Raw genomic sequence first — 24,734 nt, 5'->3', positions numbered from 1 at the left:
CCTATTGAAAGTAACGGAATGTTGGCATGGATTGCAGGAGGTCCATTCTTTCTTATAGACTCCACCTCAATTTCAAGCGGTTTACAAATTATTTAATCGCGGAATCAGACTTATTAGCTTTGTGGTGTATTGATAGGATTTTCGGTTTATTCGCCGGGCATTGATTATGACTGGTTGGAATTGTGGATTCACTGGCGAAGACTGTGTGTTTACTGGCGTGAAGCGTGGATTTACTGGCGAAGACTATGCGTTTACTGGCGTGCATTGTGGATTTACTGGCGAAGACTGAACGTATTCAGCCACATCTCCACTGCAAAAAAAGCCGCCCTAATTAGGACAGCTATAATTATTATTTAATTTCCAACCGATGCAGATGGTTTCCAAAATGCTGCTCTGCCTGCTTAAGCATATCTGGACGGATACCGAGCAATACAGCGGTCGCTGGGCCGGCTGATTTTTCGATCTCCAATTCCGTCTGCACTTGAACGTTTTCCGTTCCGGTTATTTTCTGGATTTCATGTAAAATGCCTTTCGAGCCGACAGGCCATAGCCGCTCGATGATTCTGTTGCGATATGCATCGTGCAAGATTTGTAATTGAGCAATTTCTCCCACTCGCTCCACCACTTCGTCTCCTACAAGCGGGGTACCGTATATTCTCCAAATGAGCCCTTCAATCGGTGAAATTAATCCCGACTGCTTGCCGATCATTGTAATTGCAACTGCGGATTGCACCATTTCCATATTTGTTTCAGTGCTTCCTGTAATTTTTGGCAACGCCATGCTTGATTCCGAAAAGGCTTTTTCGACTCCTGCAACATAGCGATTCCAACTATTCTCACCACTGAAATTGTGAATTAACACCGTAACCGGCTCGGCATTTGCCGCCCATTGCTCCACTAAAGCAACGCGGGCGGCGAAATAGGCAGTTACTTCATCCGGTACATGTATGAGATCAGCAGGCTTTTCACCGATGCCACCTGAGTTGTCTGTCGTGAGGATCAGCCCTCCACCGATGTCCATGGCATTTCTCAATTGCTTGCACCGAATCGTTTAACAGCCACTTTGCGCAATGCAGGCATTACAACAGCCGCCACTGCAGCATTCAATACGGTCGCCATCAAAACGGATGGCAATAGGCCAACGAAGACTGCTGGAGATAGAAGAAAATAAAAGGGCAATGAAGCCAACACACCGTTTGCAATAATGAAGAAAGCCCATTTCAGCACATGGCGGTCTGCACGGTGCAGCCGGGCAAATAGATACAAAATGACAAACATTTCAGCAGCGACGAGCAAATGGAAGGGGCCTAATGGGAAGCCCGCATACATTGCCGAAGCTAAATGCCCCATTAAAGATGCGATGCCGACAAATACAGGCGGCAAGAAAGAAACCGCTAACAGAGCAGGCACTGTATCCAACGCCAATGAACCGACTCCTGATGGAATTTTAATTAGCCCGCCGATGACACAAAGTGCAGCAAATAATGCGGTCAATGTCATCCTTTTAAGCTTCAATTCATTATTCCCCTTTCTTCTTGTCAGTCCTGAATACTTTTGCACTTCGCACATATTCATTATCAGAAACACCTAAGCGTGCATTGACAATGCGCGCCGCGACGAATAAATAGTCTGAAAGCCGGTTCAAGTAACGTTGGACAATTGCCGGCACTTCCTCTTCCGCTTTCATTAGCGTCACTGTCAATCGTTCAGCTCTTCTCGTAACCGTGCGTGCAATATGAAGCGTAGCTGCTGCTGGCGATCCGCCAGGCAAAATGAATTTTTCAAGCGGTGGTGCCTCTTCCATCAATGCATCGATTCGCTGCTCTAACACTTCAATCGGGCCTTCTGCTAATTTGTAATGGCGCTCTTTCATGACATTTGCAAGATCGCCGCCTCCATCGAATAATTCGTTTTGAATCGCTTCCAAATCTTCAAGAATATCCCCGAATTTAGCGCTGTCTAATTCGGTCATCGCTTTTCCGATGAACGAATTCAATTCATCCATCGTGCCATATGCCTCTACGCGAAGACTATCCTTATCGACACGCCCGCCGATTAAGCTCGTTTTTCCTTTATCGCCTGTTTTCGTATAAATTTTCATACTTACTCTCCCCTTTTCTTTAAAGTTTGTGGCAAACCGTACCAAACTCTCGTCACTACATTTGCTTCCCGAAATAGCCTTTGATAAAGACGGCCGCATGCATCTCTTACTCTACGTTGTTCGGCGTCCATCGGCACAATTCCTCTGCCAATATCCGTCAAAATGAAGATGACTTCACGCCCTTCAGTTATTTTCAGTATATGCGATATCGCTTCCGCTTCCGACAATTTCGTCTGAAGAAGCCATTCCTCAATATTAGCGACGACCACTTTCTCGCAATCCGGCAGTGCATCGATCATTTCAGGACGATCTGCGAATAGATAATCTTCATCCGTACCGATCAGTTCCCTGACATATGCCCGTTTTCCGTTATGCGCACCTCCGACAACGACATGCATCTTCTTCCCTCCTCCAAATCAGCCCGGTTTTTCCATCTAAATTTCCAAATGGAACCGTGCGGGACAATCCATGACCAAAAAGGTTTTTCCTCCGGAGCGAATTGCGCCATCATCATCCGGATCGGTCCTCCGTGCGTTACGGCAAATGCTTCATTCGGCAACGATCGAAGTGCCTCCACTACCCGCAACCGCATTTCCTTCAAACTTTCCCCGCCTGTGGGCGCATAGCGGTGTGGATCGCCAATCCAGTTCCGATACTGTTGATCCGTCTCCAATTCCGTGTACGTTTTCCCTTCAAATGCCCCGAAATGACATTCACGAAGGCGTTCATCTGCGGAGTAGGAAGCGTTTGGGAAATAAATCTTAGCAGTCTGCTTTGCACGAAGGAGATCACTGCCATAGACGGTCGACACGTCAATAGAAAGTGGATTCATTTCTAAAGGAATGATCGGCTCATTTGTCCAGCCAATATATTGTTTCTTTTCATTTCCCTCAGTTGGAAAATGGCGTATTACATACAAACTATGGCCACGATCCATAAAACCGCCTCCATCCCTTCGATAAATGCGCCGCATAAATCTCCGGTAACGCCTCCAAAATGCTTCAAAGACCATCTGTTAAATAAAAGCACTCCAAGCACAAGAACGACGAACCAAACAATTGGCAGCAAAATTGTCGACAAAGCAAAGATAGTTGCAATTAACGTTGCAAGCCCGATTAGCAAAGAACCCAATTTCACTATACGGCCATTCATTTTCGTTTTGAAAAAGTGGGCAATTCCTTCTTCTTTCGAGAGAGGGGTAAGTGCAAAATAAACATTCATCCCCGCCCGGGCAAGCAATGGAATGGCAATAAAAACAGCAAACCCGCTAGCATTGCCGCTCAAAAACTCATAAAGCAATGCCGCTTTCAACAACAGCAAGAAAACCATTGCCATCGTTCCAAAAGCACCTATACGTGGATCGTTTAAAATTTCATGGCGCTTTTTTAAATCTCTATAGGAAAAATAAGCGTCTCCTGTATCCGCAAAACCGTCAAGATGGAGACCGCCAGTCAAGCCGGTCATCACGATTAATAAAAGCACAGCTGTTAACAACGGACTGAAGTTAATTGTTTCCGACAGCATCGCTACCCCGAAAGTGAACAACCCGATGAGACCTCCAATAATAGGCAAAGCGATATACATCGAGGTGACTTCTTTTTTGCCCATAGGGAGCTCCTTTTTAATTGGAATAGAAGTGAAAAACTGTAAAGACAGTACGAATCCCTTCATCCTTTCACCCGACCCGACATAATTTCTTTCAGTAGTGGCCAGTTCAAGTGGGCTTTCACATGCTTTGCCCACTCATCGTAAACGTCCCGATCATCAGATACAGCAGCTGTCGGCCTATCCATATCTTCCTCTTCGATGCCATGATCTTTCATATAAGGGAGGATGCCTACTACCGGAATATTCGTATACGATTCAATAAATTCAACGCCCTCTTTAAATAAAGCCGGGTCCCCGTGAAATTTATTCACAACAATCGCTTTTATACGCGATCTATGCTCCGGCTTTAGCAACATGATCGTCCCTACGATCGAGGCGATCGCTCCGCCACGTTCAATGTCAGCAACTAATAGTACAGGAACGTCCGCCATATCCGCTATGCGCATATTGACGATCTCCCGGTCATTTAAATTCACTTCGGAAGGGCTTCCCGCCCCTTCGATGACGATCATCTCGAACTCAGAATTGATTTTCGCAAGCGCCGTTTCCACTGTTTGCAGTGCAGTCTCGAAAAAACGTTTCCGATAATCCATCCCGCCGATTTCGCCGAAGCGCTCCCCTAATAAGAAGACTTCCGACTTCATATTTTTTGTCGGCTTCAATAAAATCGGGTTCATTTCAATAAGGGGTTTTGTCCTTGCTGCCTCCGCTTGTAAATATTGCGCACGGCTCATCACTTTGCCATCGTTGAGCGCTATGGAAAAGCCAGACATATTTTGCGATTTGAACGGGGCAACTTTCAGTCCTTCATCTGATAAAATCCGGCAAAGCGCCGTGCAAATCATCGTTTTGCCAACATCGGACGCCGTGCCCATCACCATGATACCTTTCATTGCACGCACACCTGCCCTTCCTTTTTCCACTCAATTGCAAACCCATAGTCCATTTCGATTGCATTGTCGGCAATTTGCACGAATTTGCAATGAAGGTCTCCAAGCAATTGGCTATATCTCTTCGTTTCTTCATATGGAGACGGAAGTTCATCCAATACTTCATTGGAGACGATCGTTACATGGGTGGCGATTTCGCGCATATTTTCAACCGCAGCTACCACCTCACTGCACTTTCTCTCCATACAGCCCGGGACGTTGACGCAAAAAATACCGTCTTGATTTGTCGTATACATTTCATTTGCGAGCCAAGTTGTCAAGCAATCCCAAAGGACATAATCTCCCGGCTGAATATGCGGCAACAACTCGGCAATTGCGATCGGCTGTTCAAAAGTTAGCCAGCCCGCATCTGCCCGATCATGGCGATGTTTTGCGATCCGCTCACGCATTTCATCGTCCGTCGCTTGCCCGGATGCTATGTAAATGAGCCTGCCCCCTGAGCTATTCGCCTGCTCCACTAACCGTTTTTCGGCATAAGCGCTCTTTCCACTTCGTACGCCGCCGCTAATAAATGTAAGCATGCGCTTCCCCCCTTACCGATTTTGCACCGCAAACCAATTGGACAGTTCCTCTTTCAGCAAATGAAGCTCATTTTCGCCTTTCATGCCGATTCGAAGCCAATTTCCATCCATCCCTATGAAATTTTCCGAATGGCGGAGCACCATGCCCTTTTCAAGCAAATGCTCATACAGCTCTTTCGTCTGTCCACCAAATTTGAAGGATAAGAAGTTTGCAGTCGAGTCTGTTACGACGCAGCCATTCGACTTCAAAAAGAAGCTCATTTCCTCACGAGCTTTTGTTGCATGGCGGATTGCACGTTCACGGTAGTCGATCTGCTCAAGGCAAATCTTTCCGATAAAAGCAGCGAAGCCATTCACATTCCAATGCGGAGCGGCAGCTTTTAACGATTCGATTACTATAGGATGCGCAATGACATACCCAAGCCGGATGCCCGGAATGGCATACATTTTCGTCATCGATCGGACGATGATGACATGCTTATAGCACTCTATGTCAGAAATAAAGGAAGCTGATTCATCTACAAAATCAATGAATGCTTCATCCAAAACGATTTCACAGCCTGTTTCGCCTGCTGTTCGAATAATTAAGTCAAGCTCGTCACGTGGTGGCAATACGCCAGTCGGATTATTCGGAGTGCATAAATAAAGGACATTGACATGGTGTAAAGCTTCTAAAATTTGCTCTGTTGGCAATTTAAAGCCGTCCGTTTCAGAGGCGATGATACGTACCACCTCAGCCCCTTTTGCGGTGAGCGTCGCTTCATATTCGGAAAACGTCGGGTGAACGATCAACGCTCGCTTGCCCCGATACCTTTCCGCGATGAGCGATAATAGTTCCGCTGCACCATTCCCCGCTAATACCCTCTCTACCGGCACGCCGTGGAACTTTGCTGCCGCCGACAAAAATGGCTCCCCTGCTGGATCAGGATAATGCTTCAGTCTGGATAATAAAGACGGCCAAACCGTTTGCACTTCTTTCGGCGGGCCGGCCGGATTGCAGTTCTCACTGAAATCGAACAGCTTCTCTGGCGCGTCTATGCCGAGCCGCTCATATAACTTCTTTGGGTTCGCTCCATGCTCAGGCAACTGCATATAGTACCACTCCAATCAACATCATCAATAAAAAGAAAGCAAAAGACGCCTTGTGCATTTGGACGATCGCGGTCTGAATATGGGCGGCTTCCAACTGTCGCAGATTCGGGCCAATTTCTGGCCGTTTTGAAATAACGCCCCGATAACTGCTTTCCCCGCCTAACTTGACGCCCAGTTGCCACGCGGTCGCAGCTTCCAAATATCCGCTGTTCGGGCTCGGATGGCGACGTGCATCCTTCCTCCAGCCTGCAAATCGCTTGCCAAAAGGAATCTTCCCTTCATTCGGAGAGAACAACAGAATGAGCAAGCCGGTCATTCTTGCAGGAATGAAATTCAATACATCGTCCGCACGCGCAGAAAACTTCCCGAACTCGTAATAGCGCTCATCACGATAGCCGATCATCGAATCAAGTGTATTGACCGATTTGTACATCCATAAACCAGGTGCACCAAAAAGAAATGCCCAAAATAAAGGCGATGTAATTCCATCAGCCGTATTTTCAGAAACCGTTTCGATCGCTCCGCGTGCTATTTCACTTTCCCCTAACCGTTCCGTGTCTCTGCCAACAATCCAAGACAATTTTTTGCGTGCTTCTTTCATATCTCCTTCTATTAACGGTTCATATACTTCCAAAGCAGCTTCTTTCAAACTTTTCTGGGCAAGTCCAACCGCAATGAGGATCGTTTCAACGACAATGCCTGCAAACAAGTGCAGCTTGTACGAGAAAAAAACAACGGTTAATACAATCACAGTGACAGTTACTACAGTAATGAAAAACGCCATCGTCCCTTTCATGAAGCGTGCTTTTCCTTTATTTAGCCGCTTCGTTAATGTCGAAATAAGCGATCCGATCAAACGGACAGGATGCGGCCAATTCTGCGGATCGCCAACAATTCGGTCAAGAAAAAAGCCGAGGGCGATGGCAATGAAATGCGCTGCCATCATTCCGTCCAGCCTTTCGCTTTTTTATAAGCTTTCAGCGCTCGGATCGTGCAATCATACACGCCGTGACCGATCAATTTACCTAACGGACTAACCGGGCCTGCATAAGAAAGCATCTCTCCAGTTTGTGTTGCCGCAACTAACAGGCTGTCTGTCGATGTTCCTGTTGCAATTGTGCCTGTTAGCGGATCTTTTATGTTTTCATTTTGAAGCGCCTTCGTTTTTGCCTCTGTAGCTGTAATCATCGCCTGAATGAACGCTTCCTCCGTCAACTGGCCATTCATGATGACCCAAGTGTTGATCGTCCCGATTCGATTTTCTCGTTCTCGCTCAATCGCTTTCGATGCGTCAACGGCATTGCCGACTCCTGCTGTCACCGCAATAAGGATGGAGCCGAAATCCGCTTCATACTCACCAATCTCCACATGCTCAGTCATCACTGCGGTCATCATTCCGACCGTTTCAGTTAAATGAAAACCGTGCCGTTCTAAATAATTAGCGTTTTCCTGCTTGGCATCGGCAATATTGTAATTTTGATCGACATGGCGATTGACGAAAGTTCGATACCAGCCCATCCCCGGATTATGGACAGCGGATGACAACGTTTTCAACGGTTGCCTCGACTGAAATGCGACAAATTCCTTCGATACGGTAAATTGCTCTTTTGTAACTCTCATAGAATCGACATTGTTTAATTGCTGAGGCAGCAACATCATTTGAGGCTTCGGCAATTCCGGATGGGGCTGCGTTTTTACGCGCGCATGATAAACAGGACCGATTGTCGTATCTTTAACAACGTCCAACGGTGTACCAATCGTTGAAATTTCTCCCTTATCCATCAATAAAAGGCGATCGCAATATAAGGATGCCAAGTTAATATCGTGAAAAACAGATAGGATCGTAGTCTCTTTTTTCAAAGCATGATCACGAATTGTATCCAATAATTGTTGCTGATGGGCGATATCAAGGTGGTTCGTCGGTTCATCCAATAAAAGAATGGGCGCCTCCTGCGATAAAGCCTGTGCAACGAAGACACGCTGCTGTTCTCCACCGGAAAGCAGTTCAATTGCCGTGTCTTTGTAGCGTAACACGCCTGTATACTCCATCGCTTCTGTAACTGCGCGCTCATCTTCATCGGACCAAGTCGAGAATAGTCCTGATTGATGTGGATATCTGCCTAAAGCGACAGTGTCTTTCACAGTATGGGAAAAGGCATGTGCATGCAGCTGCGGCAGAACAGCCACTTTCCTTGCAAATTGCTTTTGTGAGTACGACTCTGCAGATTGTCCGTCAACTTCTACTGTTCCATCCTGTTTCGGCAAAATGCCTGATATTAGCTTGAGCAAGGTCGATTTGCCGCTGCCATTCGGCCCTAAAATGCCTACTACTTCTCCTTTTGCTACTTGGAAAGAGATATTTTTTACGATTGGCTCTTTACCATAGCCACCCGTAAGGTTATTGACATGCAACATGTCACATCGCCCCTTTCCTTCTTTGTCTGTAAAAGATGTATGCAAATACCGGTGCGCCGATGAAGGCTGTAATGACACCGACTGGCAATTCCGAAGGCGAAATGATCGTGCGTGCAATCAAATCGCAAATGATGAGCAATGACGCACCGTTCAAAAAGGAAAGCATCAATAAATGCCGATGATCCGATCCCCACATGAGACGTGTCATATGAGGCACGACGAGACCCACAAAGCCGATCGTTCCGGACACCGCCACTGCTGCCCCTGTCAATATCGAACCTCCGATCAAAATCATGAATTTTCGCCGTTTAACGTTGACGCCTAAATAATGGGCCCGTTCTTCTCCAAATAGCATCGCGTTCAATTCACGTCTGTTCAGCCATAAAATAAAAGAACCGATGATGACGAACGGTAGAACCATGATGATATAGTTCCAACCGCGCATCGATACGCTGCCTAATAGCCAGCCGATAATTTGTCGCAGTTCTTCTCCTGTCAAAGCAATCATTAAAGAGAGCACTGACCCTAAGAAAGATCCGAAAATGATGCCTGTTAAAATGATCGTTTCCATTTTCATAGAACGGTCGACCAATTTTGCAAAACCTAACACTAAAAACATGACAACACCTGCACCGATCATGCTGAATACAGGCAATGTGAAGTTGCCGAACAGTGGGATGGACAAACCAAAAAAGAGTGTCATGACAGCACCCACTGAGGCGCCGGATGACACTCCGAGGGTATATGGATCAGCGAGCGGATTTTTCAATAAACCTTGGAAAGCAGCTCCTGCAATGGCTAGTGATGCTCCGACGAGGCCGGCTAAAATGACACGTGGCATTCTGATTTTCCATAAAATATTCGTTGCGGTTTGATCCGATGAATCCCATAGCGTACTGATCGGCACGTTCACGGTTCCAATCGTCACACCGAGCCAAACCGCTACAATGAGCGTAGCGGTTGACACGATGTAAGCGATCGTTGCTTTATTCACCGAAAGCCTCCGGATAGATGGCTCTCGCGACTTCTTCTAAGCCTTGTGCAAGACGTGGACCTGTTCTGCTCGTCAAGTTTTCATCTACTTGAACAACCGCATCTTCCTTAACTGCTGTCACGTTGCTGAAGCCGTCGCGTTTTTTTACACTTTCAACGATGTCGGGCACATAACTATACATGACGATGATGACGTCTGGATCTTGATTTACAATCTCTTCAGGGCTGATCATGACCCAGCCTTCTCCTGTCACAATATTTTCAGCACCGATCATATCCAACATTTCTTGCATGAATGTGTTTTTACCGGGGGCGTAAATTTCAGGTGCGTCAGATGTTTCGACGAATACACGCTTTTTATTTTCCACAGCTTGCGTTTTTGTAATGACTTCTTCGACTTTTGCTTTCATCTCGTCGACAATTGCTTCTGCTTCTTCTGTTTTACCAGTCGCTTGTCCTATCGTTTCGATCGTTTTATATGTTTGTTCAAAATCTGCTGCATTTTTCACGACAAATACATTCAAACCAGCATCACGAAGCTGCTGCAGCCCTTCATCGCTAGTGCCTAACATGGATTCATGCGCAAAGACAATTTCCGGATTCATCGAGATGATTTTTTCAACGTTGAATTCCATGCCGCCGATCTTTTCTTTTTTTAGTGCTTCTTCGGGATAATCGTCCCAATCATTGACACCGATTATTTCTTCATTCAAACCGAGTGCAAATAAAATTTCCGTATTGCTTGGAATCATGGAAACTATCGTTTCCGGAGCTTTTTCAAGCGTAATATCATTGCCTACCGCATCCGTCAATGTAACCGGAAATGCTTCTTCAACAGCTTGTTCAGTCTCTGCCTTATCCGTTTTTTCAGTTGCCGGAGTCGTCTCATCCTTCTTTGCGTCATCTGAAGTGCCACATGCTGTTAGCAGAAATGTCGCAAGGACAGCTGTTAGCCATAATTGCCAAAACTTTTTCATTATCTAATCCTCCTGTTGATTCCAAATAATCAATCCGCCATGGCGTGATTGCGTCTGGATTTTAACCTTATTCAGCAAGCGATTGGAAAGTGCGCAACAATGCACTTCGATGATCACTTTTGAGACGAAACTTTTTGCTGAATAAAGATAAAAATCCCCCGTCATACAACGGAGGAATGAGTTCAGTAAAAATACGGCCACGCACGCCGATTTTCACCAAACCTATCCTCGTAGGCACGGGTGACTCATGAAGGCAGGTCTCCTGGCTCGTGCTCATTGCTTGCCGCGCCTTCCCGGAATACCAAAGTCCAGTGGCGTATGGCGGTTTGCGAACACTTACAGTGGCGGGACCGCGCCGGAATTCAACCGGCTTCCCTTTTAACCCCGTCGTTGGGGCACCTTCATGTTTGGATATGTAATTTTGTATGGCTCTATTATACTATAGTTTTTCTCCTTGTCGATAGAATGGATTTCCAAATGCCTGATGCTGTGCAAATGAAAAATTATTATACATTTCCCTGAGGTTTGTTATGCTGCGAACTTCTATATTGCGATACAGACGATCTACATTGTGCCGCAATGCACACCGTCTAAGTAACTTCCCCCATTCTATCCCAATCAAAAAAGGCCCGGAAACATTTACGTTTCCAAGCCTTTTTCTTTGCTTTACATTCTTTCAGGCGCATGCACGCCGATGAGTTTCAACGCGTTCGCAATTGTTGTCCTTGTTGCTGTGACGAGTGCGAGTCTAGCTTCGGATAGTTCACGGTTCTCTTGATCCAATACTTTTTCAGCATTGTAGAAGCTGTGGAATTCAGCTGCCAACTCATGAATATACGTTGTGATGCGGTGCGGAGAACGAAGTCTTGCTGCATCGCTTACAACACGCGGGAAATCGCCTATTTTCTTCAGTAATGTCTGTTCTTTTTCCGTTTGCAGTAAATTCAAGTTTTCCATGGAAGCAGATAAATTCTTTTCCTCAGCCTGGCGCAAAATGGAAGAAATTCGCGCATGTGCGTATTGTGCATAGTAAACCGGGTTTTCATTTGATTGCGAAATGGCAAGGTCCAAATCAAAGTCCATTTGCGAATCGCCAGAACGCATCGCAAAGAAATAACGGACTGCATCGAGACCAACTTCCTCAACGAGCTCACGCAATGTTACCGCCTTGCCGGTACGCTTGCTCATTTTGAACTTCTCGCCATCCTTGTACAATTGGACCATTTGGGCAACTTCCACTTCCAATGTGTCGCGATCGTAGCCTAATGCTTCTATCGCAGCCTTCATACGCGGAATATACCCGTGGTGATCCGCGCCCCAAATATTAATGAGCTTATCGAAGCCGCGGCGTATTTTATCTTCATGGTATGCGATATCTGGCGTCAAATACGTATACGTTCCATCATTTTTAATTAACACACGGTCCTTGTCATCGCCAAATGTCGTTGAACGGAACCAAGTCGCTCCATCCTCTTCGTATACATGGCCATTCGCACGCAGTTTGTCTAATGCAACGCCGATCTTGCCGTCCGTATAGAGCGATGTTTCGGAATACCAATTATCGAAACGGACACGGAAATCTTCAAGGTCCTTTTTCAATTTATTCAATTCATAATCAAGGCCGTACTTCCTGAAAAACTCAAGGCGTTCTTGTTCGGGAGTGTTGACGTATTGATCTCCAAACTCTTCCGCCAACTTTTTACCGATGTCAATAATGTCTTGACCATGATAGCCGTCCTCCGGCATTTCCTTTTCAAGCCCTAATGCTTGGAAATAACGAGCTTCAACAGACAGCGCCAAATTGTTCACTTGATTGCCTGCATCATTAATGTAATATTCACGGGAAACATCATAACCGGCAAAATCAAGGATGTTGCAAAGCGAGTCGCCTAAAGACGCGCCACGTGCATGTCCAAGATGCAAATCTCCCGTTGGATTAGCAGAGACAAATTCCACTTGCACTTTTTCATTCTTGCCTGAGGTTGAACGGCCATAATTTTCACCTTGCGAAAGAACCGTTTTCACAACATCGCCGAGGACATCATTTTTCAATCGGATGTTCATGAAGCCTGGTCCGGCAATTTCAATCGAATCAATCGCTGTTTTGTCAGCATCCAATTTTGATAGGATCGCTTCCGCAATTGCGCGTGGAGGCTGTTTCGCGATTTTCGTCAGTTGCATGGCGATATTCGTTGCGTAATCACCGTTCTCCTTGTTTTTCGGCGTTTCTAAAATTACATCCGGAATTGTCGTTTCATCCGCCAAACCGGCATCTATTACCGCTTTGCGAAAAGCGTCTTTTATTTCCTGTTGAATTTGTTCAACTGCGTTCATGATTGTACCTCCGTATATGTAATGGTAAGTTCATGCGTACCTAAGAGCGTGTCGTCAGCATGCAATGTGTAATGCGCGAAGATGCTGCCTTCCTGTACTTGAAGACGTTCCGTTTTTACGAATAAATTAAAGGAAGCCGGTCCTGCTCCATAACTGCCTAACCTCGTGCTCCCTGCAGTGAAAGGCAAACGCATATTGACTGCACCGCTTCTCATGATAATCGTATCTTCTTCGTCCAGTTTAACCGTTGTGTGCACTTTTTGACCGTCTTGGCTTTCTTCAAACCGCAAGTAAGTTTTTCCACCCTTTTCAATCAGTTTGCCCTTGGACGTCAATTCATGCGTGTCAGCAGAGGATTCATCGTGCTTAATCGTTGAATGAAGCTTCACATTGACATGGCGCCCGTTTTCCGTTTCCATACGCACACCGTCCTTACTTTCAAAATATCTATTCATTATATCGTTTTTCAGTTGTTTATTCCAATACTGCTTCAGAATTTCAGTCATATTCATATGANAAGTTCTATTCGGGTCTTCGCTCGACTTCGCGCCTTGTCTGGCAAGCGTTTTCAAGCCAAGCTGGGCAAACACTTATCCCATAACTAAAAACCTTTAAAAGACTGTAGACAAAGTGAAAAAATACTTTGTCTACAGTCTGAGTCATATTCATATGACTTCTTGTATCTTCACTGCGGCATGATTGAAGAAACGGCTTTTGAAATCTATTGACTATGTTTTGTATTTTTACATGATTACTGTTTAATCTCTTCCTTGCTGTCGCATACTGTCTGTAATGATTGATATGGGGACGGGATTATATGAGAAGAGCTGATTATATTAAAAAAAGGAAAAGAAAAAAGATCTTCCGCTCAATGCTGCTCATTAGCGTGACATGCGTAACGGCAATGTTTACCGTTTTGCTTTGCTTGCGATTATATGCGCAAATTACCGGCGCACCCTCTTTAAGCGTTCCGAAAGCGAGTGTCTTCTTAGATAAGAACGGCAGACAGATCGGCGACCGGTTTTCTGCCGAAAGACGGTATTGGGTCGACTTAGACGAAGTTTCCCCTTTGTTGATCGACGCTTTCATTGCAACAGAGGACCGGAATTTCTATGAGCATGGCGGGTTCGACTATAAAAGGATTGCCGGTGCTATTTTACGCGACATTAAAACAATGCGAAAAGTGGAAGGGGCAAGTACAATTACCCAACAGTATGCCCGGAATTTGTTTTTGACTCCCGAAAAGTCATGGAATCGGAAAATAAAAGAGGCGCTCATCGCCTATCGTTTGGAACGATTTTATGACAAAGATGTCATTTTGGAAGGCTACTTGAATACTGTATATTTCGGCCATGGGATGTATGGCGTTGAGGCGGCGAGCAAGTTTTATTTCGATAAATCCGCAAAAGATTTGACGTTGGAAGAATCCGCTGTTATTGCAGCCATTGCCAAAGGGCCATCAATCTATTCGCCGCTTGATAATCCGGAGCGTTCTAGGGAGCGGCAACTACTTATCCTTTCCTTAATGGAGGAGCAAGGGTTTATTACCGAAATTCAAAAAGAGCGTGCGAAGGACGTAGCAATTCATTTGAAGACGGAAGATTGGCAAGGTACGAAACGGGTTGCGCCATATTTCTTAGATGAGGTTTGGAGGGAAGCCGAACAGATTTTAAGCAATAAAGGGCGCTATCCTGCTGAAGGCGGGTGGACAATCCGGACGACGCTCGATCCGCATCATCAAAAAACTGCTGAGGAAATCATCGAAAGGTGGATGCCTGACAATGAACTTCAGTTAGGCTTTATGTCGATCGAGCCAGAAACCGGGGAAATCACTGCCCTCGTCGGTGGTCGGAACTATGCAGAAAGCCCCTTCAACCGGGTAACCCAAGCGAAAAGACAGCCCGGATCTGCAATGAAGCCAGTACTCTATGCTGCCGCGCTTGAAAGCGGCTATAACCCAATGACATTTTTGTCAACTGAACGGACAATCTTCACATATGATGACGGAAGGGCAACTTATGAACCGAAAAACGTCAATGGAAAATTTGCAGGACATCCGATATCGTTGGCACAAGCAATCGCCATTTCAGATAATGTGTACGCGGTGAAAACGTTAGAGGAAATCGGTTATAAGAAATACAATAAAATGGCGGAACGTTTAGGGATTGACGTACAATTTCAAGAATCCCCAGCTGTTGCATTGGGTACTTCGGAAGTTACCTTGCTGCAAATGACAAACGCCTATAACCGGATCGCCTCGGGCGGAATGAAAGTGGAGCCGACGACGATTTTATCGATTGAGGATGCTGACGGGAATATTGTTTACGAACGACCGGAGAAAAGCACAAAGCGGGTTATAACAGAGCAAGACGCGTTCGTTTTGACACATTTACTGACGGGTATGTTTGATCCCGTTTTTAACGACTACTCAGTCGTTACCGGACTATCCATGCGGCCAAAGCAAACGAGGCCATATGCTGCAAAATCGGGCACAACCATTTCGGACCAATATTTGATTGGCTACACGCCAACGCTCACAGCCGGCATTTGGACAGGTTACGACGTCGGTAAACAGTTGACCGATCTAGACGACAAATCGGCATCCAAGAAAATTTGGATCGACTTCATGGAGAAAGTCCATGAAGGTAAGCCTCCGGAGCCGTTCATCCCGCCAAGCGGTGTTCAAAGCGTCATCGTAGACATCGAAACCGGCGGCATTGCGGTAAACGAATGCCCAAACCAGCGGCAAATTTACGTCAAAGATAAAGATATGCCACAAAAACTTTGCACTGATCGATCGTTGCGTGAGGAACGGTCTAACAAAGAGCAGGAGGACGGCACATTCGAGCTCTTCCCGTTTTCATTTTTTGAATGATTGAACTTTGGAGCTATATTGTGTTGCAGGACAATTATGTAGCAATGTGAGACGGTTACGTTGCTTTGTGACTGATTTACATTGAAATTTGAGTTCCATGTTGCGTTGCATAGCAGCTATGTTGTTCGAGACACTTGCGTTGAAACCGATTTACATTGAGATGCGAGGTCGAAGTTGTGTTGCAAGCTGTTTTACGTAGCATTGCAGGCGAGTTACCTTATGATTCGAAGCCTACATTGTGTTGCGTGTTGCGAAGCACAGAATACGACCATCAAAAAAGCTTTCCTCTCTGAATCGTTCAGGGAGGAAAGCTTTTTTCCGGCGATGCCTACTATAGATTAGGATTCTCGCTTGGGTTGGTGTGAATCCCTTTCTACAATATGGTATCGTGCGGTTGTCCTAGCCTACAATTGCAAGCTGTATTTTTAGTGTACTTGCTTTACGAGTAACATTCAACCTTCGATAGCGCTTCTACTGCCAAATTTCACAGTTTGTTCATAATTCTGGTGAGTCGGCGCCTAAATCGATATGCAGTTTTGGCTCACTGCGATCCCACATTTCTTTATTATGGCTTGATAGGAAGTCAGCCAAAATCTTTTTCGATTTTTCATCCATATGGTCAACGATAATATGACGCTTCATTGATTTATCCATTTTATTTACATGGTCGGCCAAAATTTTGTAGCCACGCCGTTTTTCCTTATTTACAACCATTTCACAAGCTGTAACTCCGGCGTAATACGGGCCGGACTCCTTGAAATCGATCGTAACCCATACGAGCCAATACGGTTTTCCGCCTTCCGAGTCTTCTCGGTTTGTCGTAAATTTGACACCCCGTTCTGTATCGCTTCGGGCGTGCATGGCACCAATTTCAATACGGGCCTCTCCCTCTTCAATATCGACAATGACCGGCGATACGTTTTCCAATGACAAAGATCCGATGCCGAACCCTTTATGCCCATCTGTCGGATCGTTTTTTATAATTGTAAATCCCATTTTCTTCTTTGGCTTCTGTTCATTCGTCATTCCAATACCACCTTCCACTCTGTTATCATATATACTATACCGAAGTTTAACCGAAAGGGGGAAATGACATGCCATATGTAACTGTTAAAATGTTAGAAGGACGCACGGAGGAACAAAAACGGGCACTTTGCGAAAAAGTGACGGAAGCTGTAGCTGAAACGACAGGAGCACCAGCGCAAAATGTTGTTGTCTTTATTGAGGAAATGCCGAAAAACCATTATGCCGTCGGAGGCAAACGTTTAAGCGACGGGGAATAAAAACATATAAGGCGATTGGTTCATTCCAATTGCTTTTTAATATGCATCCATTAATTATCAGAATTATAAAACCTTGCCGTTAGGGGATGGGATGATGAGTGTTCTATTAAAAGGCGGGCAAGTTTTGGATTTTGAGAAAGGCCAATTTGTGCAAAAAGATATTTTACTTAACGGAAATAAAATATTGGCTGTAGCCACAAATTTGCAAACAGGTTCAGAGATTATCGATTGCAGCGGCAAATGGATCATCCCTGGCCTTATCGACATGCATGTCCACATAAAAATGGGGTTTGCTCCCCTTTTTACGGCAGCTGGCGTTACTACAGTTCGGAATATGGCAGGCAGTTTATACGAGCTGCACAACATGATTGAAGCGCCATCCGATGCACCGACTCCACGCATAATTTCGACTGATCGGTTGATCGATGGTTCTAAAAGTTTATGGGGAGAAACAGGACCTTTTAATTTAAGTACAGATGATGAGCGAAAAGTTATTGAAGAAGTCCGGCGCCAAGTGAAGGAAGGGGCCTCTTTCATAAAAGTATACAATAAGTTAATGCCGGAAATGATGCGTGCTGCCGTCGAAGAAGCAAAATTGCATCATAAGGAAGTTAGCTGCGATTTAATCCATTCCACACAAGTAAACGCGGTCGATGCTGCTGATATGGGGATCGACTGGAATGAACATGCGTCTGGTTTTATACAAGCGATGTATCCGCAATGGTCTACGCAGGCAGAGGCAAACGTATGGAATGAAATTCCTTGGGATGAGCCGGATGAGGATTCCATTATTGAAATTTGTCGACATCTCATTAAAAAAGGCGTCAAGTTATGCCCAACAATAGCCTTTTACGATCAAGCACGTTTATTGGAAAATTATTGGAAAATAACACACCCCGTCATTGACAAGGCTTTTGAGAATCAAGGATTGATCGCTCAATGGCAAATGTTCCTGCAACATTCCGCAGGATTGGAGCTTCTCGGCAGGCAGCATAAAATCATTAAAAAGATCGCTTACTTGTATCACCAAGCAGGCGGAACGGTTGTCACGGGAACGGATACGCCAGCAGGCATTTTCACGTTCCCTGGCATGGCGCTTCACAGAGAATTGGAATTATTCGTTGAGAGTGGCTTTACAGAAATTGAAGCGCTGTCCGCCGCAACAATCAACGCCGCAAAAGCTTTACAACGCATAGATTTAGGTAATATTATCGTCGGCAATATGGCAGACTTGGCAATATTGGAGAACAATCCATTGGTTGATATAAAGCATACCCGAAAGATTAGCTTAGTCGTTAAAGGTGGTAAAGCATTCACCCCGAAAGATTTACTAAACGCTGTGCCATCTGATGAGGAAGTTGAGAGGTTTCTGGAAAAGTTACTGCAGCATTTTGAAGAGGTAGGTCTCCTACCAAAAAATCAACAAATGTATTGAATCCGAAAAAGACTGTAAAAAAGTGCATAGCTACTTTTTTACAGTCTCTAACAGTGTTACATATTGTTCGGTACGCCCGCACCCTTTTGAAGCTCTTCAATAAATTCAAAAGCGGATTCGATTTCTTCTTCTGTATAATTCAATTTGCTCTTCACAATTTTGACTTTCTCCACTTGCTCTTCTTGCGGCAAATAATCGAAGTATAAAAGAGTTGAAACCAATTCCAAAAATCTTGAGCTTTTGCCGTTCATCTTCTCAATGCAAACCGATAATAGATCATGGGGTTCCCCCGCCATCTCTACAAAGCGCTCTCCTTCTTCAGTTACATTGTAGCTATATTGGACATAGGAGCCTTTATCCTCGCAACGCTCTGCCAAGAATCCCATTTCACAAAGCTCCTCCACTCGCAATGTTAGCTCCTCCGAATAAGGGCCGTACATATGCAACTCGTATTTTTCGGCAAACGGAAACTCCATCTTTTTCGCGATGTACACCATTTTTTGGAGCTTTTTCCGGCCGTTCACTTCATTCGCCAGTGAAATGAACTGCACTATTTTGGCATGTTCAATCAACAAGCTCGTCCACTCCTTCCGATCCTCTCAGCATCTTCAAAATCTGATTGATGTGCGGGTCATCCTGTTTTTTATCTAATAAATCCTCAGGAAAATAAATTTTATGGTCTGTCCTTCTTTTGCCCGATATCGCATCGACAATTTCCGATGACCGGGATAGTTCGCGCAGCTCCCCACTCGCCATTTGCAAATAGATTGGCACACGCTCGTTCTCCTCACCTGGCCGATAAAAATCATAAGGCAAGTCGGACGATGAATCCGTGACAAGATAATATTCCGGGTCAATTCCCACTTTTCTAAACAACTGCTCCAGCTCTACAACCTTCCGGTATTCAGTTGCCGGTTCGAATTCAGCATATTGGAACAGCCGTCTGTTAATGAAACGATCACATAAATCAGCCAATACGGGATCATTTTCTTTTCGCCACCATTGGAAATACGTTAATAGGATGCTCTCATCAAGAGATATGTAGTCTTCTAACTCGATGGATTGATCGAAAAATGACTTGAAATGCACGGGCTCCTGCGCAAACGCATAGCCGCTATTATGTAAGTGCTTCGCACGATGCAAGATTTTGATCAAAATGACTTCTGCACTTCGAGAAACAGGATGGAAATAGACTTGCCAATACATTTGGTACCGGCTCATTATATAATCTTCCACCGCATGCATGCCGCTAAACTTAATGACGACTTGCTCTTCCGCAGGCCGCATGACGCGCAAAATCCGTTCCATATCAAAATGGCCGTAGGAAACCCCTGTATAATAAGCATCTCTCTGTAAATAATCCATTCGGTCGGCGTCAATCTGACTTGAAATCAAGCTGACGACCAATTTATCAGGATACGTTTTCCCGATGACATCCGCCACTTTTTGCGGAAAATCAGATGACACTCGACGGAGGACCGCGTTGACTTCAGTTGGCCCTGTCAAAATAGCTTGTGTATATTTTTCATGATCAAGCGCAAATACCTTTTCAAACGCATGCGAAAAAGGACCGTGCCCTAAATCATGCAATAAAGCAGCACACAGCGTCAATAGCCGTTCTTCATCATTCCACTCTTCCCTGCCGCTGAACCCGTCATCAATGATACGTCTCACAATTTCATAGACGCCCAATGAATGCTGGAATCGGCTATGCTCCGCACCATGGAAGACTAAATATGTCGTCCCCAACTGACGGATTCTGCGAAGCCTTTGGAATTCGCGCGTGCCGATCACGTCCCATATCACTTTGTCGCGCACATGGATGTACCGATGCACCGGATCTTTGAACACCTTCTCTTCGAAAAGCTTTTCATATTTATAATCCATTGCGCCACCTCCACGTCCATTTTATTTATTATAGCAAAAAGGATGGGCAGCTGTTGATGAAAAGAAAGGTTTTTATTCAAATAGTGTAAGGTTTTTTCAAAGTGTCCAATTTGGATGAATAAAAGTATTGAACCCTGTCCAAACTGTTCGTAGAAAGAGACTATGAACATGGCAGGAGGCATGGAGATGGTGAAAGTTAGACAGGATGCATGGCTTGAGGAAAATGATATTTTATTAGCTGAAACGGTGCTGCGACATGTCCGGGAAGGTAGCACCCAGTTAAGTGCGTTTGAGGAAGTTGGCGATAAGCTGAACCGGACTGCCGCAGCATGCGGTTTCAGATGGAATGCGGTCGTTCGCCGAGAGTATGAGAAAGAGTTGGCAGAGGCGAAGAAGGAGCGGAAACAGGCGATGCGAGTATTGGGCGCCGATTTCAAGCGACGCAGCCAGCAATTATACAATCCATCAGTTGGGATTGGTGATGAAGAAAAGGTAGCTGTACCGCTATCTGCGCTTTCATTGGATACGGTAATCGCCTATTTGATTCGCTTACATCATACTGGAGCGAGTGATTCGGAGTCTCTGCGTTGGAAGCAGACTGCTAAAATCGCAAATGATAAAGTGGAAGGTCTTGAAAAAGAGATCGAGAAGCTTCGCCAAGAAAATAAAACATTGCGCAATGATTATGAGCAATTTGTCCAAATTATGAACCGGGCAAGACGTCTTGTGACGTTGGATGATGAGTCGGAGCGGACCGCGCCGGTCTTCACGATGGAGCGCAATGGAAATTTAGTATCAAAAGAACCGCCGATCAATCATTGATCCGGCGGTTTTTTTGCATATATTGCTATTGTCGCGTTTATAGACTGCTTGCATTGCACTTTATAGCGGGACCGCTTAGAAGGGGCATGCGCTTATTCCTGAGCACAGGGACAAGCCGATACGTATCCTTTAAGCGCAGAAAGCTTGCATAGAGTCCTATATTCAATACAATTCTCTTATAACTGCACCGCTTCGGCGCTGGCGGATGCCTTCCGCCATAAGACTCGCCAGCGTTTTCACGCTGACAGTCTTATGGCTACGGCTGCCGCTTGGGGGGCGCCTTCACTTAGCAGCTGTCGATACTATTCCACCAAAAGTGCAGAAACTTCCATAAACATTCTATTCAATACAATTTCCCCATTAATGAACGCATGACTTATGGCAATTGCGTATAAAGTCTACAGTAGACGCATAAGTCGCTTTGAAAACGAATAAAGCAAATTAATGACTCATAAGTTGCTCTCTATACGCATAACCCTCTCAACAAGCTCATAAAGATTTCCAATCTACTCATAAATCGTTTAAATAGTGCATATATGCACTATTTAAACGCCTAAGTTCCTCACTCGGTACTTACTCCGCTACACTACTTCAACATCTTCTGATTCCGCTCTACTACTCGTTTCAAGTAAAACGAATAAAGTTCCATTTCTTCTGCAGTTAGCCCGCCCGTTTGAATTTCTTCTTCCGACAAAGCTCGCAAAAGCATTTGGATGCGAATGACGATGTCGTTGACCGTGAGATGCTCTCCTGTCAGTTCCGACAGGGACGCCATCACTTCCGGCTTGATCGTCGGATAAGTGAATTTTGTTTGTTCTCCTCGAAGTCCTTCATTATAAAGTTTGCGGATCAATTCAGCTCTTTCGGACCCGCTGCCTTCAACGCATAAATACACTTGCACCGCAACGCCTTGGCGTAGGCGGCGCTGTGAAATACCGGCGAATTTCCGTCCTTCTATGCTTAAATCATATGTCCCCGGGCAATAGGAGCCAACGATTTCGTAAGCTTTGATTTTATCTCCAACTTCCGGGAAGAGTAAACGGACGAATTCCAACATTGCTTCATAGCCTTCCGGGATATCAATCGATCCTTCTCTTTCTGATAAAACAAGGGAAACATTCAACACGCCTTCGTCTAAAACGACTGCAAGGCCACCTGAATTGCGGACGATAAATTGATAGCCCGACTCTTCTAAGTGAGGCAATGCTTCGCCAATATAGGGCAGCCGATGATCTTGGATGCCTAAGACGACTGTATTGTCATGTACCCAAGTGCGAACAGTCGGCACGCTCATTTGTTGGCCGACTAAATGACAAAGTGTGTCGTCCATAGCGAATGATTCAAGCGCTGATCGCTTTTTGGCGGAAATGGATTCGTCTATGAGCCGCCATTGTTTCTTTTGCAAACTGAATTGAACATCTGACACTCGATTTCCCACTGTTTATTGTTCCTCATCTGGTAAGCTTTGCACTGCCGTAATGAGGCAAAGTTTGTAGACGTCTTCGACCGAGCATCCACGCGACAAATCATTTACTGGTGCGTTCAAGCCTTGCAATATTGGTCCGATCGCTTCATAGTTCCCTAAGCGTTGCGTCAATTTGTAGCCAATGTTGCCCGCTTCCAATGAAGGGAAAATGAATACATTCGCATCCCCTTTAATAACTGAATCTGGAGCTTTTTTCTTTGCCACTTCTGGTACGTATGCCGCATCGAATTGGAATTCTCCGTCAAGCAACAATTCCGGGTCTAATTTCTTCGCAATTTCCGCGGCTTCAACTACTTTCGTCGTCTCTTCGGTGACAGCAGAACCTTTCGTTGAGAATGAAAGCATTGCAACACGCGGTTCAATGCCAAATGCTCTAGCCGTTTTAGCACTTTCCACGGCAATTTCCGCCAATTCCTGCGCAGTCGGATTGACCGTTATTGCGCAATCTGCAAATACGAGACGTTCTTCTCCCCTCATCATAATGAAAGCACCGCTCGTCCTTGAAATGTTAGGCTTCGTTTTAATAATTTGCAATGCAGGTCGCACTGTGTCCGCAGTCGAATGGACTGCACCGCTAACAAGTCCGTCCGCTCTGCCCGTATATACTAACATCGTGCCGTATGTATTCGGATCTTTTAATAGCTCACGGGCTTGTTCAATTGTAGCCTTGCCGTTCCTCCGGTCAACGAATCGTTCACATAATTCCTCAAATTCAGGGTCCGCCTCAGGCACCAATATTTCTATATCCATCAAATCAATGCCTGCTCCTTTAGCGGTATCCGCAATCTGTGTTTCATCCCCTAACAGAACAGGCTTCACAAATCCTTCTGAATGCAAACGGGATGCCGCCTCTACTATGCGCAAATCCGTACCTTCTGGAAGAATGATCGTTTTTCGCTTACCGCTTAATTTTCGTTTTATCTCGCTGAATACATCCGTCACTTGCCATCCACCTCTTCAAATAGTATCGTGTCTTTTAAGCATACAATAGTTCTGTTCATAGGAACAATTATATACATCATGTCAAATTGATGACAACAGCCGTTGTATCACATGTTTTCCGATGCTTTGTGCTACAATAACCGTATAACCAAATTCACGAAAAGGAGTTTGAATTCACTTGAACGAAGCAGCAATTACACTCGATGGATGGTATGTCCTACATGATTTCCGGACGATGGATTGGGCGTCTTGGAAATTGATTTCAAAAGAAGAACGTCAAGAAGCGGTTGAAGAGTTCATGGCCTTTTTAGATAAGCTCCAACAAGCAGATGAAAATAAAACAGGAAGCCACGCATTTTACACTGTCGTTGGCCAAAAAGCAGATTTCATGCTGATGACACTTCGCCCGACAATGGATGAATTGCAGCAGCTGGAAGCGGAATTCAATAAATTAACGATTGCAGATTACACAATTCCAGCTTATTCTTACGTCTCGGTCGTTGAATTATCCAATTACCTTGCAGGCGAATCCAATGAGGATCCTTACCAAAATCCATACGTGCGCGGACGTCTATATCCTGAATTGCCACGCAGCCAATACGTTTGCTTCTATCCAATGGACAAGAAACGCGAAGGCGACGACAACTGGTATATGCTTGACATGGATCGCCGAAAAGAACTGATGCGCAGCCACGGCATGATCGGCCGCGGTTATGCAGGAAAAGTGAAACAAATCATTTCAGGATCTGTCGGTTTCGACGATTACGAGTGGGGCGTAACCCTTTTCTCTGATGATGTTCTTCAGTTCAAAAAATTAGTTTATGAAATGAGATTTGACGAAGTGAGCGCGCGCTATGGCGTATTCGGATCATTCTTCGTCGGCACGTTGTTAGAAGGAGACAAAAAAGTCGAGTTTTTCAACGTTTGAGTTAAATAAAACTGATGGAGAAACATTTTGTTTCTCCATCAGTTTTTTATTACATACAAACTTTTTCTTCCGATATAAAAAACGA

Annotated in this window: 27 protein-coding genes and 1 riboswitch; of the genes, 6 read left to right on the top strand and 21 right to left on the bottom strand. The window is 45.1% G+C overall.

Features of this window, described 5'->3' with window-relative positions; translation table 11 throughout:
- Positions 1 to 166 precede the first annotated feature (166 nt).
- Entirely contained in the window at positions 167 to 289 is a 123-nt protein-coding gene (locus ACFQ38_RS11230; RefSeq protein WP_336822837.1) for a hypothetical protein, read from the top strand.
- 60 nt (positions 290 to 349) lie between these two features.
- On the opposite strand, the gene ACFQ38_RS11225 is transcribed toward ACFQ38_RS11230, so the two are convergent.
- The 16 genes from ACFQ38_RS11225 to ACFQ38_RS11150 form a co-directional block, all read right to left on the bottom strand.
- On the bottom strand, positions 350 to 1,033 hold the full coding sequence (locus ACFQ38_RS11225; protein WP_381480919.1) for an alpha-ribazole-5-phosphate synthase: 684 nt from the start codon (positions 1,031 to 1,033) through the stop codon (positions 350 to 352).
- On the bottom strand, positions 1,030 to 1,515 hold the full coding sequence (locus tag ACFQ38_RS11220) for an ECF transporter S component (protein ID WP_381480917.1): 486 nt from the start codon (positions 1,513 to 1,515) through the stop codon (positions 1,030 to 1,032). The genes ACFQ38_RS11225 and ACFQ38_RS11220 overlap by 4 nt, the downstream gene beginning before the upstream one ends.
- A 4-nt stretch (positions 1,516 to 1,519) precedes the next feature.
- Positions 1,520 to 2,101: a cob(I)yrinic acid a,c-diamide adenosyltransferase gene (locus ACFQ38_RS11215; RefSeq protein WP_381480915.1), complete on the bottom strand. Its 582-nt coding sequence runs from the start codon at positions 2,099 to 2,101 to the stop codon at positions 1,520 to 1,522.
- 2 nt (positions 2,102 to 2,103) lie between these two features.
- Positions 2,104 to 2,499 (bottom strand): bifunctional adenosylcobinamide kinase/adenosylcobinamide-phosphate guanylyltransferase, encoded by a 396-nt coding sequence (locus tag ACFQ38_RS11210; protein ID WP_336822841.1) that lies wholly within the window; start codon positions 2,497 to 2,499, stop codon positions 2,104 to 2,106.
- Positions 2,442 to 3,038: a histidine phosphatase family protein gene (locus ACFQ38_RS11205; protein ID WP_381480912.1), complete on the bottom strand. Its 597-nt coding sequence runs from the start codon at positions 3,036 to 3,038 to the stop codon at positions 2,442 to 2,444. The genes ACFQ38_RS11210 and ACFQ38_RS11205 overlap by 58 nt, the downstream gene beginning before the upstream one ends.
- Positions 3,011 to 3,772, bottom strand: coding sequence for an adenosylcobinamide-GDP ribazoletransferase (gene cobS / locus ACFQ38_RS11200; protein WP_381480910.1), 762 nt, complete (start codon positions 3,770 to 3,772; stop codon positions 3,011 to 3,013). Before cobS ends, ACFQ38_RS11205 begins: the two co-directional genes overlap by 28 nt.
- A complete protein-coding gene (locus ACFQ38_RS11195) occupies positions 3,769 to 4,602 on the bottom strand; it encodes a cobyric acid synthase (RefSeq protein WP_381480908.1) in 834 nt (277 codons plus the stop codon). The genes cobS and ACFQ38_RS11195 overlap by 4 nt, the downstream gene beginning before the upstream one ends.
- Positions 4,599 to 5,180 (bottom strand): bifunctional adenosylcobinamide kinase/adenosylcobinamide-phosphate guanylyltransferase, encoded by a 582-nt coding sequence (locus ACFQ38_RS11190; RefSeq protein WP_381480905.1) that lies wholly within the window; start codon positions 5,178 to 5,180, stop codon positions 4,599 to 4,601. The genes ACFQ38_RS11195 and ACFQ38_RS11190 overlap by 4 nt, the downstream gene beginning before the upstream one ends.
- A 12-nt stretch (positions 5,181 to 5,192) precedes the next feature.
- Positions 5,193 to 6,272, bottom strand: a complete 1,080-nt coding sequence (cobD, locus tag ACFQ38_RS11185; RefSeq protein WP_381480903.1) for a threonine-phosphate decarboxylase CobD — start codon at positions 6,270 to 6,272, stop codon at positions 5,193 to 5,195.
- Positions 6,259 to 7,215 carry an adenosylcobinamide-phosphate synthase CbiB gene (cbiB, locus tag ACFQ38_RS11180; RefSeq protein ID WP_381480930.1) on the bottom strand — a complete coding sequence of 319 codons (957 nt, stop codon included), beginning with the start codon at positions 7,213 to 7,215 and terminating at the stop codon, positions 6,259 to 6,261. The genes cobD and cbiB overlap by 14 nt, the downstream gene beginning before the upstream one ends.
- Entirely contained in the window at positions 7,215 to 8,687 is a 1,473-nt protein-coding gene (locus ACFQ38_RS11175; RefSeq protein WP_336822848.1) for an adenosylcobinamide amidohydrolase, read from the bottom strand. The genes cbiB and ACFQ38_RS11175 overlap by 1 nt, the downstream gene beginning before the upstream one ends.
- A 1-nt stretch (position 8,688) precedes the next feature.
- On the bottom strand, positions 8,689 to 9,681 hold the full coding sequence (locus ACFQ38_RS11170; protein WP_381480900.1) for a FecCD family ABC transporter permease: 993 nt from the start codon (positions 9,679 to 9,681) through the stop codon (positions 8,689 to 8,691).
- Entirely contained in the window at positions 9,674 to 10,657 is a 984-nt protein-coding gene (locus ACFQ38_RS11165) for an ABC transporter substrate-binding protein (RefSeq protein WP_336822850.1), read from the bottom strand. Before ACFQ38_RS11165 ends, ACFQ38_RS11170 begins: the two co-directional genes overlap by 8 nt.
- 67 nt (positions 10,658 to 10,724) lie before the next feature.
- Positions 10,725 to 10,877, bottom strand: coding sequence for a hypothetical protein (locus tag ACFQ38_RS11160; protein ID WP_336822851.1), 153 nt, complete (start codon positions 10,875 to 10,877; stop codon positions 10,725 to 10,727).
- Between the two features lie 15 nt (positions 10,878 to 10,892).
- Positions 10,893 to 11,075: riboswitch (cobalamin riboswitch) on the bottom strand.
- Between the two features lie 248 nt (positions 11,076 to 11,323).
- Positions 11,324 to 12,991, bottom strand: coding sequence for an arginine--tRNA ligase (gene argS / locus ACFQ38_RS11155; RefSeq protein ID WP_381480896.1), 1,668 nt, complete (start codon positions 12,989 to 12,991; stop codon positions 11,324 to 11,326).
- Positions 12,988 to 13,410, bottom strand: coding sequence for a DUF1934 domain-containing protein (locus ACFQ38_RS11150; protein WP_381480893.1), 423 nt, complete (start codon positions 13,408 to 13,410; stop codon positions 12,988 to 12,990). Before ACFQ38_RS11150 ends, argS begins: the two co-directional genes overlap by 4 nt.
- A 398-nt stretch (positions 13,411 to 13,808) precedes the next feature.
- Between ACFQ38_RS11150 and ACFQ38_RS11145 the strand changes: the two genes are divergently transcribed.
- Positions 13,809 to 15,866, top strand: coding sequence for a transglycosylase domain-containing protein (locus ACFQ38_RS11145; RefSeq protein WP_336822854.1), 2,058 nt, complete (start codon positions 13,809 to 13,811; stop codon positions 15,864 to 15,866).
- Positions 15,867 to 16,361: 495 nt separating this feature from the next.
- On the opposite strand, the gene ACFQ38_RS11140 is transcribed toward ACFQ38_RS11145, so the two are convergent.
- The gene (locus ACFQ38_RS11140) at positions 16,362 to 16,892 is read right to left on the bottom strand and encodes a YwhD family protein (RefSeq protein WP_336822855.1); all 531 of its coding nucleotides are present in this window, start codon (positions 16,890 to 16,892) and stop codon (positions 16,362 to 16,364) included.
- Between the two features lie 68 nt (positions 16,893 to 16,960).
- On the opposite strand from ACFQ38_RS11140, the gene ACFQ38_RS11135 reads away from it, so the two are divergent.
- Both ACFQ38_RS11135 and ACFQ38_RS11130 read left to right on the top strand, forming a co-directional pair.
- Entirely contained in the window at positions 16,961 to 17,149 is a 189-nt protein-coding gene (locus tag ACFQ38_RS11135) for a 2-hydroxymuconate tautomerase (protein WP_336822856.1), read from the top strand.
- A 94-nt stretch (positions 17,150 to 17,243) separates the two neighbouring features.
- Complete coding sequence (locus ACFQ38_RS11130) at positions 17,244 to 18,584, top strand: amidohydrolase family protein (RefSeq protein WP_381480890.1); 1,341 nt, start codon at positions 17,244 to 17,246, stop codon at positions 18,582 to 18,584.
- 56 nt (positions 18,585 to 18,640) lie between these two features.
- Here the strand turns inward: ACFQ38_RS11130 and ACFQ38_RS11125 are convergent, their stop codons facing one another.
- Positions 18,641 to 19,159 carry a YwgA family protein gene (locus ACFQ38_RS11125; RefSeq protein WP_336822858.1) on the bottom strand — a complete coding sequence of 173 codons (519 nt, stop codon included), beginning with the start codon at positions 19,157 to 19,159 and terminating at the stop codon, positions 18,641 to 18,643.
- Complete coding sequence (locus tag ACFQ38_RS11120) at positions 19,149 to 20,471, bottom strand: HD domain-containing protein (RefSeq protein WP_381480888.1); 1,323 nt, start codon at positions 20,469 to 20,471, stop codon at positions 19,149 to 19,151. The genes ACFQ38_RS11125 and ACFQ38_RS11120 overlap by 11 nt, the downstream gene beginning before the upstream one ends.
- A 186-nt stretch (positions 20,472 to 20,657) precedes the next feature.
- On the opposite strand from ACFQ38_RS11120, the gene ACFQ38_RS11115 reads away from it, so the two are divergent.
- Positions 20,658 to 21,293, top strand: a complete 636-nt coding sequence (locus ACFQ38_RS11115; RefSeq protein WP_336822860.1) for an RsfA family transcriptional regulator — start codon at positions 20,658 to 20,660, stop codon at positions 21,291 to 21,293.
- A gap of 586 nt (positions 21,294 to 21,879) precedes the next feature.
- Here ACFQ38_RS11115 and ACFQ38_RS11110 read toward each other — a convergent pair.
- Complete coding sequence (locus ACFQ38_RS11110) at positions 21,880 to 22,731, bottom strand: lipoate--protein ligase family protein (RefSeq protein ID WP_381480885.1); 852 nt, start codon at positions 22,729 to 22,731, stop codon at positions 21,880 to 21,882.
- A gap of 3 nt (positions 22,732 to 22,734) precedes the next feature.
- Complete coding sequence (gene pta, locus ACFQ38_RS11105; protein ID WP_381480882.1) at positions 22,735 to 23,721, bottom strand: phosphate acetyltransferase; 987 nt, start codon at positions 23,719 to 23,721, stop codon at positions 22,735 to 22,737.
- Between the two features lie 178 nt (positions 23,722 to 23,899).
- Between pta and hemQ the strand changes: the two genes are divergently transcribed.
- Entirely contained in the window at positions 23,900 to 24,649 is a 750-nt protein-coding gene (gene hemQ, locus ACFQ38_RS11100; protein WP_336822863.1) for a hydrogen peroxide-dependent heme synthase, read from the top strand.
- Positions 24,650 to 24,734 lie beyond the last annotated feature (85 nt).

Source organism: Sporosarcina contaminans, from assembly GCF_042679045.1.
GTDB lineage: Bacteria > Bacillota > Bacilli > Bacillales_A > Planococcaceae > Sporosarcina > Sporosarcina contaminans.
Note: the sequence above shows the minus strand (reverse complement) of the source record. Positions and strands in the feature narration are given on the sequence as shown.

Bases quoted from the DNA above. Each gene is read 5' to 3' on its own strand.
- ACFQ38_RS11230 (WP_336822837.1), top strand. From the start codon at position 167: ATGACTGGTTGGAATTGTGGATTCACTGGCGAAGACTGTGTGTTTACT.
- ACFQ38_RS11215 (WP_381480915.1), bottom strand. From the start codon at position 2,101: ATGAAAATTTATACGAAAACAGGCGATAAAGGAAAAACGAGCTTAATC.
- ACFQ38_RS11210 (WP_336822841.1), bottom strand. From the start codon at position 2,499: ATGCATGTCGTTGTCGGAGGTGCGCATAACGGAAAACGGGCATATGTC.
- ACFQ38_RS11205 (WP_381480912.1), bottom strand. From the start codon at position 3,038: ATGGATCGTGGCCATAGTTTGTATGTAATACGCCATTTTCCAACTGAG.
- cobS (WP_381480910.1), bottom strand. From the start codon at position 3,772: ATGAAGGGATTCGTACTGTCTTTACAGTTTTTCACTTCTATTCCAATT.
- ACFQ38_RS11195 (WP_381480908.1), bottom strand. From the start codon at position 4,602: ATGAAAGGTATCATGGTGATGGGCACGGCGTCCGATGTTGGCAAAACG.
- ACFQ38_RS11190 (WP_381480905.1), bottom strand. From the start codon at position 5,180: ATGCTTACATTTATTAGCGGCGGCGTACGAAGTGGAAAGAGCGCTTAT.
- cobD (WP_381480903.1), bottom strand. From the start codon at position 6,272: ATGCAGTTGCCTGAGCATGGAGCGAACCCAAAGAAGTTATATGAGCGG.
- cbiB (WP_381480930.1), bottom strand. From the start codon at position 7,215: ATGGCAGCGCATTTCATTGCCATCGCCCTCGGCTTTTTTCTTGACCGA.
- ACFQ38_RS11175 (WP_336822848.1), bottom strand. From the start codon at position 8,687: ATGTTGCATGTCAATAACCTTACGGGTGGCTATGGTAAAGAGCCAATC.
- ACFQ38_RS11165 (WP_336822850.1), bottom strand. From the start codon at position 10,657: ATGAAAAAGTTTTGGCAATTATGGCTAACAGCTGTCCTTGCGACATTT.
- argS (WP_381480896.1), bottom strand. From the start codon at position 12,991: ATGAACGCAGTTGAACAAATTCAACAGGAAATAAAAGACGCTTTTCGC.
- ACFQ38_RS11150 (WP_381480893.1), bottom strand. From the start codon at position 13,410: ATGGAAACGGAAAACGGGCGCCATGTCAATGTGAAGCTTCATTCAACG.
- ACFQ38_RS11145 (WP_336822854.1), top strand. From the start codon at position 13,809: ATGAGAAGAGCTGATTATATTAAAAAAAGGAAAAGAAAAAAGATCTTC.
- ACFQ38_RS11140 (WP_336822855.1), bottom strand. From the start codon at position 16,892: ATGACGAATGAACAGAAGCCAAAGAAGAAAATGGGATTTACAATTATA.
- ACFQ38_RS11135 (WP_336822856.1), top strand. From the start codon at position 16,961: ATGCCATATGTAACTGTTAAAATGTTAGAAGGACGCACGGAGGAACAA.
- ACFQ38_RS11130 (WP_381480890.1), top strand. From the start codon at position 17,244: ATGAGTGTTCTATTAAAAGGCGGGCAAGTTTTGGATTTTGAGAAAGGC.
- ACFQ38_RS11120 (WP_381480888.1), bottom strand. From the start codon at position 20,471: ATGGATTATAAATATGAAAAGCTTTTCGAAGAGAAGGTGTTCAAAGAT.
- ACFQ38_RS11115 (WP_336822860.1), top strand. From the start codon at position 20,658: ATGGTGAAAGTTAGACAGGATGCATGGCTTGAGGAAAATGATATTTTA.